At 37.1% G+C, this 15,517-nt stretch carries 12 protein-coding genes, 1 pseudogene and 2 riboswitches; of the genes and pseudogenes, 4 read left to right on the top strand and 9 right to left on the bottom strand.

Annotation, left to right across the window (positions count from 1 at the left end):
- Window positions 1-63: 63 nt before the first annotated feature.
- Window positions 64-163, bottom strand: a riboswitch (purine riboswitch).
- A gap of 108 nt (window positions 164-271) precedes the next feature.
- From VIG73_RS09650 to VIG73_RS09640, 3 genes are all read right to left on the bottom strand, one after another.
- Window positions 272-832 (bottom strand): DUF2179 domain-containing protein, encoded by a 561-nt coding sequence (locus VIG73_RS09650; protein WP_331641374.1) that lies wholly within the window; start codon window positions 830-832, stop codon window positions 272-274.
- A gap of 776 nt (window positions 833-1,608) precedes the next feature.
- Window positions 1,609-2,319 (bottom strand): MOSC domain-containing protein, encoded by a 711-nt coding sequence (locus VIG73_RS09645; protein ID WP_331641372.1) that lies wholly within the window; start codon window positions 2,317-2,319, stop codon window positions 1,609-1,611.
- Window positions 2,320-2,562: 243 nt separating this feature from the next.
- Window positions 2,563-3,987: an alanine/glycine:cation symporter family protein gene (locus VIG73_RS09640; protein WP_414648395.1), complete on the bottom strand. Its 1,425-nt coding sequence runs from the start codon at window positions 3,985-3,987 to the stop codon at window positions 2,563-2,565.
- 379 nt (window positions 3,988-4,366) lie between these two features.
- Here VIG73_RS09640 and msrA point away from each other — a divergent pair, with 379 nt between their 5' ends.
- Both msrA and VIG73_RS09630 read left to right on the top strand, forming a co-directional pair.
- On the top strand, window positions 4,367-4,903 hold the full coding sequence (gene msrA, locus VIG73_RS09635) for a peptide-methionine (S)-S-oxide reductase MsrA (RefSeq protein WP_331641368.1): 537 nt from the start codon (window positions 4,367-4,369) through the stop codon (window positions 4,901-4,903).
- Between the two features lie 18 nt (window positions 4,904-4,921).
- Window positions 4,922-6,085 carry an MFS transporter gene (locus VIG73_RS09630; protein WP_331641366.1) on the top strand — a complete coding sequence of 388 codons (1,164 nt, stop codon included), beginning with the start codon at window positions 4,922-4,924 and terminating at the stop codon, window positions 6,083-6,085.
- Between the two features lie 44 nt (window positions 6,086-6,129).
- Here the strand turns inward: VIG73_RS09630 and VIG73_RS09625 are convergent, their stop codons facing one another.
- From VIG73_RS09625 to VIG73_RS15745, 5 genes and pseudogenes are all read right to left on the bottom strand, one after another.
- Window positions 6,130-7,461: an NCS2 family permease gene (locus VIG73_RS09625; RefSeq protein ID WP_331641364.1), complete on the bottom strand. Its 1,332-nt coding sequence runs from the start codon at window positions 7,459-7,461 to the stop codon at window positions 6,130-6,132.
- Between the two features lie 137 nt (window positions 7,462-7,598).
- Window positions 7,599-7,701: riboswitch (purine riboswitch) on the bottom strand.
- Window positions 7,702-7,858: 157 nt separating this feature from the next.
- The gene (locus tag VIG73_RS09620; protein ID WP_331641362.1) at window positions 7,859-8,767 is read right to left on the bottom strand and encodes a D-alanyl-D-alanine carboxypeptidase family protein; all 909 of its coding nucleotides are present in this window, start codon (window positions 8,765-8,767) and stop codon (window positions 7,859-7,861) included.
- Between the two features lie 943 nt (window positions 8,768-9,710).
- On the bottom strand, window positions 9,711-10,829 hold the full coding sequence (locus VIG73_RS09615; protein WP_331641360.1) for a HAMP domain-containing sensor histidine kinase: 1,119 nt from the start codon (window positions 10,827-10,829) through the stop codon (window positions 9,711-9,713).
- Window positions 10,822-11,523 carry a vancomycin resistance response regulator transcription factor, VanR-F/VanR-M family gene (gene vanR / locus VIG73_RS09610; protein ID WP_331641359.1) on the bottom strand — a complete coding sequence of 234 codons (702 nt, stop codon included), beginning with the start codon at window positions 11,521-11,523 and terminating at the stop codon, window positions 10,822-10,824. Before vanR ends, VIG73_RS09615 begins: the two co-directional genes overlap by 8 nt.
- A 345-nt stretch (window positions 11,524-11,868) precedes the next feature.
- A pseudogene (locus VIG73_RS15745) lies at window positions 11,869-12,036 on the bottom strand (ATP-binding cassette domain-containing protein); the annotation flags it as partial.
- 809 nt (window positions 12,037-12,845) lie between these two features.
- On the opposite strand from VIG73_RS15745, the gene VIG73_RS09605 reads away from it, so the two are divergent.
- The gene (locus tag VIG73_RS09605) at window positions 12,846-13,130 is read left to right on the top strand and encodes a GyrI-like domain-containing protein (RefSeq protein ID WP_331641358.1); all 285 of its coding nucleotides are present in this window, start codon (window positions 12,846-12,848) and stop codon (window positions 13,128-13,130) included.
- A gap of 18 nt (window positions 13,131-13,148) precedes the next feature.
- On the top strand, window positions 13,149-13,610 hold the full coding sequence (locus VIG73_RS09600; protein ID WP_331641356.1) for an effector binding domain-containing protein: 462 nt from the start codon (window positions 13,149-13,151) through the stop codon (window positions 13,608-13,610).
- A 207-nt stretch (window positions 13,611-13,817) separates the two neighbouring features.
- Here the strand turns inward: VIG73_RS09600 and guaA are convergent, their stop codons facing one another.
- A complete protein-coding gene (gene guaA, locus VIG73_RS09595) occupies window positions 13,818-15,350 on the bottom strand; it encodes a glutamine-hydrolyzing GMP synthase (RefSeq protein ID WP_331641355.1) in 1,533 nt (510 codons plus the stop codon).
- Between the last annotated feature and the right edge of the window lie 167 nt (window positions 15,351-15,517).

Genomic DNA, 15,517 nt, shown 5'->3' with positions numbered 1-15,517 from the left:
GCTTAATAAAAGACATCTATTCGTCCTTTTAAACCGCACAAACATGAATATTACATTCAAGGTAATGATTCAATCTTCCCTCATAGTCCAACATTTATGGTGCTGGGTAGAGACTTTCAAGCCATATTCTCGAAAATATATGAGGTTCATATTCAATTATTAATTCGATTTAAGCATAACAAAATGACGTGAATCATGTCAATCAATAAACGAACGTTTTTATACTTTTTTACATTATCGTTCGGAGCACTTTAAGCTAAGTCGATTTTACTTAACCCTGTTTTTCTTTCGACTTAAATAAACGCCCTTTTTTGACTTGCTTTACCCAAAATCCCCCGTGAATATGTTGAGGTTCATATGCAATGATAAATGCTTTCGGATCAATTTGTTTAATCGTTTCATATAACTTAAGTTCGTACTTTCTCGGCGTTAAAATTTGCATCGCTAACCGGTCCCCGTCCATTCCATAGGCTGACCAACTCGTTACACCATAGCCTTTATCGCGAAGTCTTCTTGTGAATTCGATATCTGGATTTGATGAGATAACATTAACCGTTATATAACCTAGTGCCAATTTCTCCTCAATTTTAGATCCAATGATGACACCAAGCCCGTATCCAACTGCATATGCAATGAGATTCTCGATACGATTTAAATTATCTAAAACTAACCCAAGACCTAGAATATAAATAATGACTTCTATCATGCTGATAAAAGCTGCGATATAACGTCGGCCCTTCATCGTTAGGATCATCCGTATCGTAAAGAAAGAGACATATACGATGTTGATAATCAGGATAATGAGAACCATGATGACTGCATGATCTAACAAACAGATCCCCTCCAATCTTATATATGTAGCATATCTTATTTTCCCTTTTTGCGTAAAGAAATATTTTTTTAATTTTGGGGTGGGGAATATATATGCGGTTTATTAGCGTACATTATATTGTGGGATTTATTCTTATCGCTATGGAAGATAGAATAAAATATGTTTTAATTTCAATTATCAAACAACATTTTTGAAATGATGGAAAAATGATGGGGATGATACATTAGTGGGCCTGAATGCTTTATTGCGGGTTATTGTTGCTGGATGTTGCTGTGAGAGAGTAAGTTATAGCTTCAATGTAGCCTTACAGGAGAATATTTCACCGCGAGACAACGCGCCGGGGTTTTAATGCAATCTCTCGGGACGAAAATATGCAACGAGACAACACGTTGACGCTTCAATGCAGCCTCTCGCGGTGAAAAATTACAATGAGACAACGCGTTGACGCTTCAATGCTGCCTCTCGCGGTGAAAAGTTACAACGAGACAACGCGGTGAAGGCTCAATGCGGCCTCTCACGAGCAAAAATCACAACGACACAACGCGTTGAACCTTCAATGCAGCCTCTCACGAGCAAAAATCACAACGACACAACGCGTTGACGCTTCAATGCGGCCTCTCACGAGCAAAAATCGCAACGACACAACGCATTGACGCTTCAATACAGCCTCTCACGAGCAAAAATTACAACGACACAACGCGTTGAGCCTTCAATCCAGCCCAAGACTACTTTGGTCACATCGCATGAAAGCGGCAATGGCCCGCCCGCAAATCAGATCACTGCTTATTCGGTCCAAATACACGCTTATCGATGATTGATTCGCGGCCAAGAAGGCGATTTTTCAATGTACGTTGCCAGTTTTCAGCTAGCAATGAGCATGAGGCTAATTCACTTGCCGCTCTTAAGTCATCTTTACGAAAATACAGCACTTCATTACAAGCCGCAATCGTCCACTCTGGATAAGGACGTTCAAGCAGCTCTAAATCGATTCCTGAAATAATGTGGCCTTCTTTTAATACGCGAAAATACCAGCCTGTTCGTCCACTTTCTTGTGTTCGTAACGCAAAATCTAAAACGCGTAAACGTCGAGCTGGTTTCCAACATGGACGTCGTGGTTGTGATACTTGAATAACCGCATCACCAAATTGATATGTATCACCAATACATACTGAGAATTCATCCATTTCTAGGACAGCCAAATTCTCCCCCATCGCTCCAATATCGATTGATTCGTTATTCAACTCTTCTTTCCAAGAAGCATAATGACCAACTGGATAAGCGAACAAGGCTTTTTCAGGTCCACCGTGATTTTTCTTGTCTGCTACTTCATCACCTTTTAAACCTGTTTTCGTTAACCAAATTTGTTCATCGACTTCTCCTTTGAACATCCCCGTTTCCCATTCGCGCTCAAAGACATCTTTTGCATTTGGGTCACCTAAGCGTTTCACTTTACCTGTAAATACTTTATGTACAAAAGGTTCGTTCATCATGTCACATCCATTATTATGTTGTTAATTCTATTAATGAATTCTACAATATTCTAATTATATATCATTTTTGTTGGAATGTCGTATCAATAAAATGAAATCATCATGTATTAATAGACACTCGATATTCTTCTCAACAATCATGACAAGCCTTTCAACTTTGGCCAATAGAAAACAAGCCCTCATCTCGGGCTTGCTCCTTGTTCAACTATATTTTGTTCTCTATTCGTCAATTGTCACCACTTAGCTTTTTGACTCTTGCTCCGTATGGTCTTCCCAACATTCAGCATGGGTCAATCCTGGAATATGACTCGCTTTAAAGACAGGGTCTTTACCCTCTTTTCGCTGTCGTGCGTAGTCTTTTAATACTTTGACAGCCACTTTAGCTAATAATGTGATTGCGATTAAGTTCAATACAGCCATTAATCCCATAAATAAATCAGCCATATCCCAGACAAGCTGGAATTTAGCAACAGAACCAAAGACTACCATTGCTACAACAGCTAGACGATAAATCAATAACCATGCCTTATTTGTTTTAATAAACTCAATATTTGTTTCTCCATAATAATAATTTCCGATGATAGAGCTATATGCAAATAATAAAATCGCAACCGCTAAAAAGACTTCAGCCCAATTCCCAAGATGCATGCCAAGGGCTGCTTGCGTAATTTGAATACCTTCTAGTTTTCCATCTGGCGTCACATCGTACAATAGAACAATAAACGCCGTTGCACTACAAATGACAATTGTATCAAAGAAGACTCCTAAGGTTTGAATAAATCCTTGTTTAGCGGGATGTGAGACATTTGCTGTAGCGGCTGCGTTAGGCGCACTACCCATACCCGCTTCATTGGAAAACAATCCACGTTTTATACCGTTTAATAAAGCAGCACCAAGTCCACCACCGACTACCTGTTCAATACCGAACGCACTTTTAATAATGATGGTAAAAACGGCTGGGATTTCCGTTATATTAACGATACAAATGTATAGCGCAATGAAAATATAAATAATTGCCATCACTGGAACGAGAATTTGTGTTACTTTAGCAATACGTCTTAACCCTCCAAAAATGATGACGGCTGTAAAAATAGCAAGAATGATTCCGATAACACTTTTGTCAATATTAAATGTACCCTCAAAAGCTGAGGAAATGGTATTCGCTTGAACAGCATTAAAAATAAGACCGAAACAAAGGGTTATTAAAACCGCAAATAATACACCCATCCAGCGTTGCCCTAGCGCTTTTTCCATATAATAAGCCGGTCCGCCACGGAATTGATCACCGTCTTGTACTTTATACACTTGTGCTAAAGTACTTTCCACAAAACTTGACGCCATACCAACGAGGGCAATAACCCACATCCAAAATATAGCACCTGGCCCCCCTACAGCAATCGCCAAAGCGACCCCTGCTAAGTTACCCGTACCAACACGTGACGCTGTACTTACAAAAAATGCCTGTAGGGATGAGATACCTTTTGCATCTTTTTTAGATCGTTTATTACGGTCACTAATTAACCGGAACATTTCACCAAAATAACGGAACTGAACAAATCTTGTCCGAATCGTAAAATAAAGCCCAAGTCCAATCAGCATATAAATTAACAGATACGACCATAACAAATGATTACCTATATCAATAAAATCTTTAAACAAATTCATATCCATTCCTCCTTACATTCGACCAGTCATGCATTTAGCGGTTATATCCACTCAGGCCATTTCATATCGTTTGTAAATTGCTATCATTTTTAATTAATATTAAAACTTTAACACTCTAATGTGTTTATTGTCAATTTCACCTTAAAAACAATAAAAACGCATTGTTTAAAAGGCACAAAGATTTTCCTTTACGAAATTTAAATAGCTCCCAAACCTTTAAGACAAGTTTTTTGCTTTATCATGATATATAATATGAATACTAGAATTTTATATGTGTTACGAGCCTATCCAACAATCCGTTTATCTGATTAATCATAGGCTAGTAACGGACGAGATTCATTAAACGTGTTAAAAATATATCATTAAGGTGGTGGACATAATGTTAGAAAAAGCAACATTTGCAGGAGGCTGTTTTTGGTGTATGGTTAAACCGTTTGATCAGTGGAATGGCGTACATAAAGTCCTGTCTGGTTACACAGGGGGAAAGCTTCCAAATCCGACATATCAAGATGTCAAAAGTGGGACAAGCGGTCATGTAGAGGCTGTCCAAATCACATTTAATCCTGAAATGATTAGCTATGATAAACTTTTACATGTTTTTTGGCGTCAAATCGATCCGACTGATGCTGGTGGACAATTCCATGACCGAGGTTCGTCATATCAGACAGCTATCTTTTATCATAATGAACGACAAAAACAATTAGCTGAACGATCAAAACAGCAATTAGCAAAGAGTGGTGTGTTTTCAAAACCTATCGTCACACCTATTCTTCCAGCTCAGATATTTTATCCAGCGGAAGAAGAGCATCAAAACTTCTATATAAAAAACAAAACAGTTTATGAAAAAGATCGTAAACAATCTGGGCGAGATGAATTTTTACAACAAATATGGGAAAATCATCGTATAGATGAATAAACAGAGAGGGAGAACAGATTGACAGAAAAACATTCACTAGCACCACTTAAAACATTATTATTTAGCTTTCATGCGGCTAACACCATTATCCTTAGCTTTCTCCCCCTTTATCTCCAATTTAAAGGATTAAATGGAACAGAAATTGGTTGGGTCCTTGCTACCGGACCACTTGTATCCATTTTTTCACAACCATTTTGGGGATATATGAGCGATAAATATAAAACCGTTCAGCGCATGTTATTACTATGTGTCATTGGCTTATTAATCACCAGTGTTATCTTCTTTCAAATGAATGGTCTCATCGCCTTACTCATTGTGGCGACTCTGTTTTACTTCTTTTCATATCCTATTAGTAGTTTTGGCGATAGTTTGGCCCAGCGTCGTGCTGATGAGTTAAGGATTTCTTTCGGAACAATTCGCACGTGGGGTTCCATCGGTTTTGCGACTTCTGCTCTATTAATTGGTGAATTATTAAATCGAATCGGCATTCAATATATGATGTGGCCGTTTTTATTTTTCGCTTTACTGACGTTGGTTATCGTTATTCGATTAGAGGATGTTACGGTTGATTCAGAACCGATTCAACTCCGTGATGTAACACGATTATTAAAAAATAAACCATTTATGTTTTTCTTACTGTTTATGATGTTGATTACGATTGGACATCGAGCAAATGACAGTTTCATTGGGCTTTATATACATCAACTAGGTGGGAGTGAAGGATTAGTTGGTTTAGCATGGTTTATCGGCGTCGCAAGTGAAGCTGTCGTATTCGCTTTAGCTGGTTACTGGTTTAGAAAATATCATCCACTTATCTTTGTAATCATAGGTTCATTTCTATATAGTATTCGGTGGTTTTTATACGCACTTATCGATACACCAATGATGGTCATTAGCCTTCAGTTTTTACACGGATTAACATTCGGTGTCTTCTACACTGCAGCTATGAGTTATGTAACACGACTCATCCCAAGTATTCTTCAATCTACTGGACACCTCATCTTTTATGCAGCATTTTTCGGTGTATCTGGTGTCATTGGTTCACTCCTTGGTGGAAGATGGATGGAGCTCTTTGGCGGAAGTTATTTATACACGGTCTTGGGGGTATTATCAATCACAGGAACGATACTCCTATTGATTTACTACACGATTATTAAAAGGAAAACAATAAATGCAAATTAAAATCAAACCTGCCACTCAATTCGAGTAGCAGGTTTTTCTAGTTTTTATGAAAGAAAAATAAAGTACAGAATAAATACAACAAACATACCGTACATGATTGGATGAACTTCTTTGGCACGGCCTTTTAAAATCATTGTGATCGGATAGAAAATAAAGCCAATTCCAATACCTGTAGCAATACTGTATGTGAGCGGCATTGAAATAATAACGAGAAACGCGGGAACAGCAATTTCAAATTGATTCCAATCGATTTTCTTCAATGATGCCGACATTAAGACACCAACAATAATTAAAGCAGGTGCTGTTACCTCAGCTGTAACAACGCCTAATAGAGGTGAGAAAAATAGAGCAAGTAAGAAAAAGCCTGCTGTCACAACAGAAGCAAAACCAGTACGTCCTCCTGCTCCTACCCCTGCAGTTGATTCAACATATGATGTTGTTGTTGATGTACCGAGTATAGAACCTGCCACAGTGGCTGTAGAGTCAGCAAGTAAAGCTCGTCCTGCACGTGGCAATTTATTACCTTTCATCAGACCAGCTTGTGTTGCAACTGCTACTAATGTACCAGCTGTATCAAAGAAATCAACAAATAAAAACGTTAAAATAACGACGAGCATTTTTAATGTAAAGATATCACCAAAATGGGCAAATGCTTGTCCAAAAGTTGGTGCAAGGCTTGGTGCAGAACTAACCACATCTCCTAATTTAGTAGGTGCATCAATAAGTCCAACAATCATCCCAGCAATTGAGGTCAATATCATGCCGTAGAAAATGCCACCTTTGACACCCAAAGCAAGTAAAATAACGGAAATGGTAAGGCCAAAAATTGCTAACAATGTTGTCGGTTGTGTTAAATCCCCCAATGTGACAAGGGTTGCCTCGTGGCCGACAATAATTCCAGCATTTTGGAAACCAATAAAAGCGATGAAGAAGCCAATCCCGGCACCAACAGCTAATTTCAAGTTAGCAGGGATCGCATTAATGATTTTTTCACGTAAACCCGATAATGATAAAACAATAAAAATAAGTCCTGAAACCATGACACCAGCCAGAGCGGTTTGCCAAGGAATACCAAATGTTAAAACAACTGTGTAAGCGAAGAAGGCATTCAAACCCATCCCTGGAGCTAAAGCGATTGGATAGCGCGCGACAACTCCCATTAATAATGTACCTATTGCGGCAGCAAGTGCAGTGGCTGTAAAGACCGCTCCCTTATCCATACCTGTCACACCGTCTGGTAAATCGAAACCTTCTAAAGCCAATGTCGATGGATTAACGAATAAAATATAAGCCATCGCTAAAAACGTCGTTAAACCTGCGATAAATTCTGTACGGTAGTTTGTACCTAATTCATCAAAACGAAAATATTTCTTCAACACCATTTCCTCCTTTTTATTGGAAAAACAAAAAGTACTTTTAGCCTTTTCAAAAGACCAAAAGTACCCAAAAAGTTTATGCAGAAAAAGTTATTGACATGTTTTCATGATGAACTAAGACCATCATAAAAATCACTGTTATGAAAACTTCTCTGCGTAGTCAGACTGTTTACGGCAGTCTGGTAGAAACTTTTGGGCCGTATTCCCTAAAATTATACGCACTCATTATATACACGATATCGTATGGTCCTATCTTACTACCGTATGAAAGAGATGTCAACAAAAAACGAACAATAAATATTTTTACACTGTTATTGTTCGCCTTAATTAAAATTCATTAAAATCATTACTTTGACTTAAGACATATATTTAAAGTGAATAACACTTATATCCACAACTATTCATTAGACTTGATCTTCGTGTACAACTTCAGTGTATCCGCTATTTGCGCTTTATCTGGATGACTAATATCTTCTAAAGGAGCCCCCATGACGATATTAATATATTCTCGGTCTTCTACCAATCCAAGTGTTGCCCAGCATTGCCCAGCATCATACGTTGTACCAGACTTTCCACCAATAATTTCAAAGCCATTTTGCTCGTCTTTATTAAGGGACGTAAGAACAGTTGATTTTAACAAAATTCCATCAGGATGATCTGCAGTTGAGGTTGTCTGAAATATCTCTTTTGTAAAGATTGCTTTAAAATGACCATTATCTAATGCATAATCTAAAAGTTTGGCCATGTCAGAAGCTGTCGTATATTGTTTTTTATCATGGAGACCTTCTGGATTAGTAAAGTGTGTGTCATTCAAACCAAGTTCAGTAGCCTTGTCATTCATCATTTGTACAAAAGCCTCAACACTTCCCGCCACATGAATAGCTAAAGAGTTAGCTGCTTCACCACCCGAACTTAAGATTGTTCCATATAAAAGATCACGATATGTTACTTCTTCCCTACCAAAAAAACCTGCCATCGAAGCATTGTTTACAACCATTTTCTGATACGTATCTATATCTATCGGGGCAATTGCAGATAAATCATTTATATTTTCAAGTGCTAAAATCGTTGTCATGATCTTTGTAAGAGAGGCGGGATACGCCTTAGACTTAGCATTTTTTTCATAAACTACACTTTCAGTTTCTCTATCAAACATATAAATGTATTGACTGGCATAATCGTCGGTACTAAAGAAAGGAAAGGACTCTTTCACACCTATGTATACTTTATCTCCTGCTTTAAATAATACAAACATAACGATAATCGTCATCACCAAAATCTTTACAAACGTCGAAATTTTTTTCATAATGCCTCTACCTTCCGCTAACATATTCGCCTGATTATCTAGTAACTCAACTTTCGCACCAATAAAATTGGTTAAAACAGTTATCTGGTTAATGCTAAAATGTTTACTTCTAACAATCTCCTGGCAACCTTGTAAGGCTGCTTTCTAAAGAATTGGGACTACGGTTACGCATGTCCCATTGAAAAGAATTGATGCTTTTTACACAAAAGATATAAACTGCGACACAACTTTAGCACCAATTTCCCCCATTATTGAAGGTGAGTGCTAATTTAGCGCTACGGAAAAACACTACGCTTTCCGTGGGTGGCTGATGAGCCTCCTCGTGCTTACGCACTGTGGGGTCTCATCTAGGCCTCAGCTCCCACAGGAGTCTCCGTGTTTTTCCTTCGCTGGTTGAGTGGTTATTTAGTTCTTATCATGCCTATACTCGATACAGTTGTTGTTTGGAGCGTAGGACCGTTGACTCCTGCGGGAACAGCACGTGTCTGAAGACCCCGCAGAGTGGGTTTCTCAAGGAGGCTGAAGCCGTGCCCACGGAAAGCAACGGTCCGCAGTGGAAAACAACCAGCACATACCTCGCAGCTTATATCAAGTGTGATGATGAAATACAACAAAATTAACAAAAAGAGCCTTGGATCCTAGATGTATCTGGTCTGCTTAGAGCTATTAAATCAAAAGTCAACTTGAGCGAGCAGGTTATATCTATCCTAACTTGTTCTCTACCAAGGATTATCTGTCTATTTCACTCTTCTAAAGTTGAGTAGTAATAAAGGAGCAGTTTTTTTATTGAAACGTTCTACAAAAATAAAAATCCCCACTTATTTATTGTTCAGTCCTCCTATTCTTCTTATCTTGGTTTAAAGTATAGGTGAAACTGTTTAAAAAATAAGTAGGGTAAACATTAAATTTTTCTTAAATCATTCATTGTTCTTTATCATATTTTTTATTCCTTCTTTGGTAAACGTACTTCAAAAGTAGTCTGTATTACGTTGCTTTCAGCAGTGATTGATCCATTATGTTGCTCCACAATATTCTTCGCAATGAACAAGCCTAGACCTGTGCTATTTTCTTTATGCGTTCGTGACTTATCTCCGATATAGAACATATCAAAGAGATGCGGAAGTTCATCTGAAGGAATGCTCCCTCCAAAATTTACTACTTGAACGACCACATCGCTTTCATCAATAAATCCGTTAATATCGATATACTGACCATCATACCCATAACGAATTGCATTAGTCATAAGATTTTCAAATACACGGGCTAGTAAATCTCCATCACCCATAATGAGTAATTGAGAATCACAATTCATCCGAGCAATCAAACGATTCTTTTCAAATAAAGGATACAATTCTTCTTTTAATTGATGAAGGAGGTCAGTTAAATTTATTCTCTTTTTTTCAACGGTAAGCATTCCATAATTCATTCTAGTAACCTCAAATAATTCATCAATTAGTCTTTCCAAACGTTCGGATTTAGTATAGGCAATCGTTAAGAAATGTCTGACTTGTTCTTTAGTTAAGTTCTCATCCTCGAGGATTAAATCCAAATACCCTAGAACAGAGGTAAGTGGAGTCCGCAAATCATGAGCTAAATTTACAACTAATTGATCCTTACTACTTTCTGAAAAATCCCCTCGTTGAATCGCTTCTTGCAATTTTTCACTTGCCAAATTAATGTCTAGCGCAATATCCTTAAACTCATCATTTGACTGGATATGTACTTTATGGTTAAAGTCACCACGAGCGAGGTAACGAATTCCGTTTGAAATTTCATTAAAATAGACAGAATAGGGTTTAGTAAGGAAAAAGAAGAAAAGGAAAGATAGTAAAATAAAAAAGATAAAGAAGATAGTAAAGTCCCCGATTTTTCCCATTAACATACGCAATTGAGCCGCTAGTTCCCCATATTGAACGTTCGTATGATAATAGAACTGAAACCCTTTAAAAATTAAATATGTAATGATACCTGATAAAAGCATACTTTTCCCAAATAAAAGCACCATTTTCGCACGAAAACGACGCATTATTTTTGAATGAAATTTACGAATTATTTTAACCATTGAATGCATACCCTACTCCCCAAACTGTCTTAATCCATTTGTCTTTCCGTTTATCTTCTTCAAGCTTTTTCCGTAGCGTACGTATATGAACCATAACGGTGTTACCACCTTCAAAGTATGCTTCCCCCCACACCTGCCTGAAAATATTTTCCACACTAAAAACTTTCTTTGGATGACTCGCTAATAAATATAAAATATCAAACTCTTTCGGTGTAAGCTTGATGTTTTCTCCATATAGAGTCACGATTCGTTGCTCTAGGGAAATAACTAATCCGCCATATTCTAAGCGGGTTTTATTATCTATAACTGTATGATACTGATTTAACTTCATGAAACGACGGAGCTGAGCATTAACACGAGCAATCAATTCTATCGGAGTGAAAGGTTTAGTCATATAATCATCTGCTCCAATTACAAGTCCGTGAACTTTGTCAAAATCGGATGTTCTAGCACTCAAAAAAATGATAGGCATATTATACTTTTCGCGAATACGTCGGGTTACCTCATACCCATCCATTTTCGGCATCATGATATCCAAAATTAGTAAATCAATCGATTGAGTCTCCACAACATGAATCGCTTCTTGTCCATCTGATGCTTTAATAACACGGTAGCCTTCTTTTTCTAAATGAATGGCAATCAGGTCGGCGATTTCCTTCTCATCATCAGCAATTAATATCGAAATTTTCCGCATGTTTCTACTCCCAAATAAAGTTATTTTTCACTTCACGATAAGGAATCCATATTTTTCTCTCCACAATTTTCCCACAGAGATGAAATATCTTTATCACGGTGATTACGTGAAAGTTTCTTGTTGTATGTCTTTCCTTCTATTTTTTCGTGATAAAGTTTGTACAGTTCCCATTTCAAATGTTAGAAAGGTTTGTTTGAAAAAGCATTCCATTTATTTTTATAGATTTTTTATATTCTTCTTCCTCTTACTTAAATATCTGCCAACTACACATACTTAGTTATAAAGGTTCTTAATTAACCTTTATTCTAACAAAATAAGCCTCCAAATTACATTTAGAGGCTTATCCTACAGCTTGTAGGCAGAAAGGGAAACTTCACCATTCAATTGAGAAACTGCTTTAATTAATTCTTGTTCGGTGTCGCTATCTACATTAGAAGTATATTCATCTAATAAGATAAATGAACTTTTCCTTAAAAAGGCTCTAGCAATTGCTATTCTTTGCTTCTGTCCACCTGATAAATAGTTACATAGTCTCCAATATCCGAATCATAGCCATCCTCTAAATTCATTATAAAATCATAAGCACTTGCTTGTTTAGCAGCAAAAATAACTTCTTTGTCAGTGGCAGATTTTACTTTTTCCCTTTAGTTAACATCTTTTTTTGTGTTGGGAGGAATACACATGAATGAAGTACCTTGGTATCAACAGTTAAAAGAAAGACGATTGGCATATGGCGTATCGCAATACAAATTAGCCGTACACGTAGAAATTTCGAGACAATATATTTTTACTTGATGGTAATAACATTTATGTTATAATTTCCTAAAGGTGATATTTCTTGCCGCGACACTTGTATACGTTGCCTAACATCACCGTCTTCATTAGTCAGATTGATAAATAGAAAGATTCACGGCAAATTATGTAAGCGCATTCAAAAGTAAATGCATAGAATATTAGAATTAATTATTGAAGAGAGTTCTGGTTCATTCAGAATCATATGGGAGATGAAAGCAAACTAATACAGAAACAAGAAAGGTTTTTTATTCCTCTGGATAATGTATAGACACATGGCTTCAGGCATGAAATTCTTAGAAAAGAAAAGGTGGGATTTATTTTGGAACCGAAAATCAGAAAATCATTAAAAAAGCGGTCTTTCAAGTGAAGGATTCCAGTTTGAAGAAAATTTACTAGAAATAAAAGACGAGAACATTGTTAAAAATGGTATAGCGAAATTAAAAAAACATAGTCGTGAAATTGTAAATAAGACTGGGGATCACATCTTCTTAACACAAATTTATCCCGTATAAGAAAACTTTGATCCTATGTTGGATAAATTTATTTCTATCATTGGATATGGGATGTTAAGGGATGGTAACCGTCCAGCACATACAGTTGTTCAATCGATTGATGAAAACTTGTACGCTTTCTATAGTCATCGTGGCCTCGAATCCGATTTACACCATTCGTATGACTACTTATACGGTAGATGGTTAATTGAAAATGGCTATGATTCATTAGGGTATGACCTAGAAGTGTGGGATGAGTGCTATCAACCGGATGAACCTACAAATGAAATCGACATGTATATAGCAATAAGAAAACGATGAAACGAGGGTGTAAAAAAGGTGAAGATTATACAATTGGATTTGCAGTGCATAGGGATTAAACATACAGCTAAATTTGATTTGTATCCCAGTATTATTCCGGAAAAGGTACTGCAAACAAAACAACGTATGAAAGAGCTTGGAATCGATAAAAAGCAACAATACATCATTTATGAACCGAAGAAACATGACAATCATGAAGTAGGTTACTTTTTTACAGGAATAGCCCTAGACACTAAAGATAAACAAGAAATACCTAAGGATATGGAGAAAGTACTTTTGAATGGAACATATGCAGTATTCGAAACCATATTTGATGCAGGTCGCATGGGGGAATTTTACACACAACTTGATCAATGGATTTACCAAAGTGAATATTGTCATTCTCAGGAACACCTAATTGTAGAATTATATAAAGAGCTTCCTGATGGCAATCAAGAACTCACCATTTTTATGCCTGTAGTTGCTGCAGAAGGAAAATAAGATGGATCCAAATAAGCGTAAGTGAGATTCCAAGGATATTTTCTTACCCTGGTATAAACAGAAAATAAAGATACTTCACCTAAGAATCAATTCACTGCTCGTTACCTACGTAAAGGTTTAAAAACAAATAACGCAATAACAATGCAATGAAAATAGAGTAAAGAGCCGAAACCCTTGTAAGCAAAGGTTTTCAGCTCTCCTTCTCCCTTACTCCCACTCAATCGTCGCAGGCGGCTTGCTCGTTACATCGTAGACGACACGATTTACGTGTTCCACTTCATGGACAATTCGAGATGAGATTTTATCTAATACATCCCATGGAATTCTCGCCCAGTCAGATGTCATCCCGTCAACTGAATTAACCGCACGGATTCCTATCGTATGATCGTATGTCCGTTGATCACCACTTACTCCGACACTGCGAATGTTCGGAAGTACCGTAAAGTATTGCCAAATTTCCCGTTCTAGACCTGCGTTTCTAATTTCCTCACGTAGAATAGCATCCGATTCACGAACGATTTCTAGTTTTTCCTCTGTGACTTCACCGAGAACACGGATTGCTAAACCAGGACCTGGGAACGGTTGGCGCCAAACGATATGATCTGGAATACCTAATTGAGTACCAAGCTCACGAACTTCATCTTTAAATAATGTATTTAGTGGTTCAATTAACTCAAACTCCATATCTTCTGGTAAGCCACCGACATTATGATGTGATTTAATTGTTTGAGCTGTTTCTGTTCCACTTTCAATAATGTCTGTGTAAAGTGTCCCTTGAGCGAGGAAATCCATATTTTCTAATTTAGCTGCTTCATCATCAAATACGTAAATGAATTCGTTTCCGATAATTTTGCGTTTCTTTTCTGGATCGCTTACCCCTGCTAATTTAGAGAGAAAACGTTCTTTTGCATCAATTTGAATCACATTCATATGGAATTCTTTAGTGAAGACTTCCATCACTTCTTTTGCTTCATTTTTTCTAAGTAATCCGTGGTCGACAAAAATACATGTCAGTTGATCGCCAATTGCCTTATGGATTAGAACAGCCACAACTGAAGAATCGACACCACCACTTAGTGCACATAGTACATTTCGGTCACCAACTTGTTCACGTATCTTTTTAACTTGAATGTCAATATAATTCTTCATTGTCCATTCTTTGCGGCAACCACAAATATGATATAAAAAGTTTTTCAAAATATCTGTTCCGTGTGTTGTATGTTTTACTTCTGGATGGAACTGAACACCGTATAATTTCTTATCAGGATGACTCATTGCCAGAACGACGTTTTCACTCGTCGCATGTACTTTAAACCCTTCTGGTACATCAGTAACTTGATCACCTTGATCTAACCAAACTGTTTGCGTCTCACTTGTGTTTTTTAAAAGCTCACCTGCATCTGTAACGGTCATTGTTCCTTTTTCGTAAGCTACTTTGTTAGCAGCTTCTATTTTACCACCAAAATGGTCAGCTATTAATTGCATGCCGTAGCCGATGCCAAAGATTGGAATACCTAGGTCAAAAATGCCTTCAGCTGAATGTGTCGCTTTTTCGTCAAGTACACTATGAGGACCACTTGATAAAATGATACCCGCTGGATTCAATTCCTTAATCTTATCAAGTGATAAACGGTAGGAATACATCTCACTATAAACCCCTAATTCCCTTACTCGTCTTGTAATAACTTGACTAAACTGGCTACCAAAATCTATGACTAAAATCATCTCACGGTTACTCATCGTTTCTCTCCAATCTGATAAATTTTAAAAACCCGAATGTTGTTCTTGCATTTGATTCCTGACGAATCAGCACAAAAGGCAAAATTCAGGTTACGACATAACCGACATGGATAACGAGTTAAGATTAATTCCTTTTTCCTTAACAAGTATATCCATGTCATGACATA

It is taken from the genome of Cerasibacillus sp. (assembly GCF_036516575.1).
Taxonomy (GTDB): Bacteria; Bacillota; Bacilli; order Bacillales; family Amphibacillaceae; genus Cerasibacillus.
Note: the sequence above shows the minus strand (reverse complement) of the source record. Positions and strands in the feature narration are given on the sequence as shown.

Bases quoted from the DNA above. Each gene is read 5' to 3' on its own strand.
- msrA (WP_331641368.1), top strand. From the start codon at position 4,367: ATGTTAGAAAAAGCAACATTTGCAGGAGGCTGTTTTTGGTGTATGGTT.
- VIG73_RS09615 (WP_331641360.1), bottom strand. From the start codon at position 10,829: ATGGTTAAAATAATTCGTAAATTTCATTCAAAAATAATGCGTCGTTTT.
- VIG73_RS09620 (WP_331641362.1), bottom strand. From the start codon at position 8,767: ATGAAAAAAATTTCGACGTTTGTAAAGATTTTGGTGATGACGATTATC.
- VIG73_RS09645 (WP_331641372.1), bottom strand. From the start codon at position 2,319: ATGAACGAACCTTTTGTACATAAAGTATTTACAGGTAAAGTGAAACGC.
- vanR (WP_331641359.1), bottom strand. From the start codon at position 11,523: ATGCGGAAAATTTCGATATTAATTGCTGATGATGAGAAGGAAATCGCC.
- VIG73_RS09605 (WP_331641358.1), top strand. From the start codon at position 12,846: ATGTTGGATAAATTTATTTCTATCATTGGATATGGGATGTTAAGGGAT.
- VIG73_RS09640 (WP_414648395.1), bottom strand. From the start codon at position 3,987: ATGAATTTGTTTAAAGATTTTATTGATATAGGTAATCATTTGTTATGG.
- guaA (WP_331641355.1), bottom strand. From the start codon at position 15,350: ATGAGTAACCGTGAGATGATTTTAGTCATAGATTTTGGTAGCCAGTTT.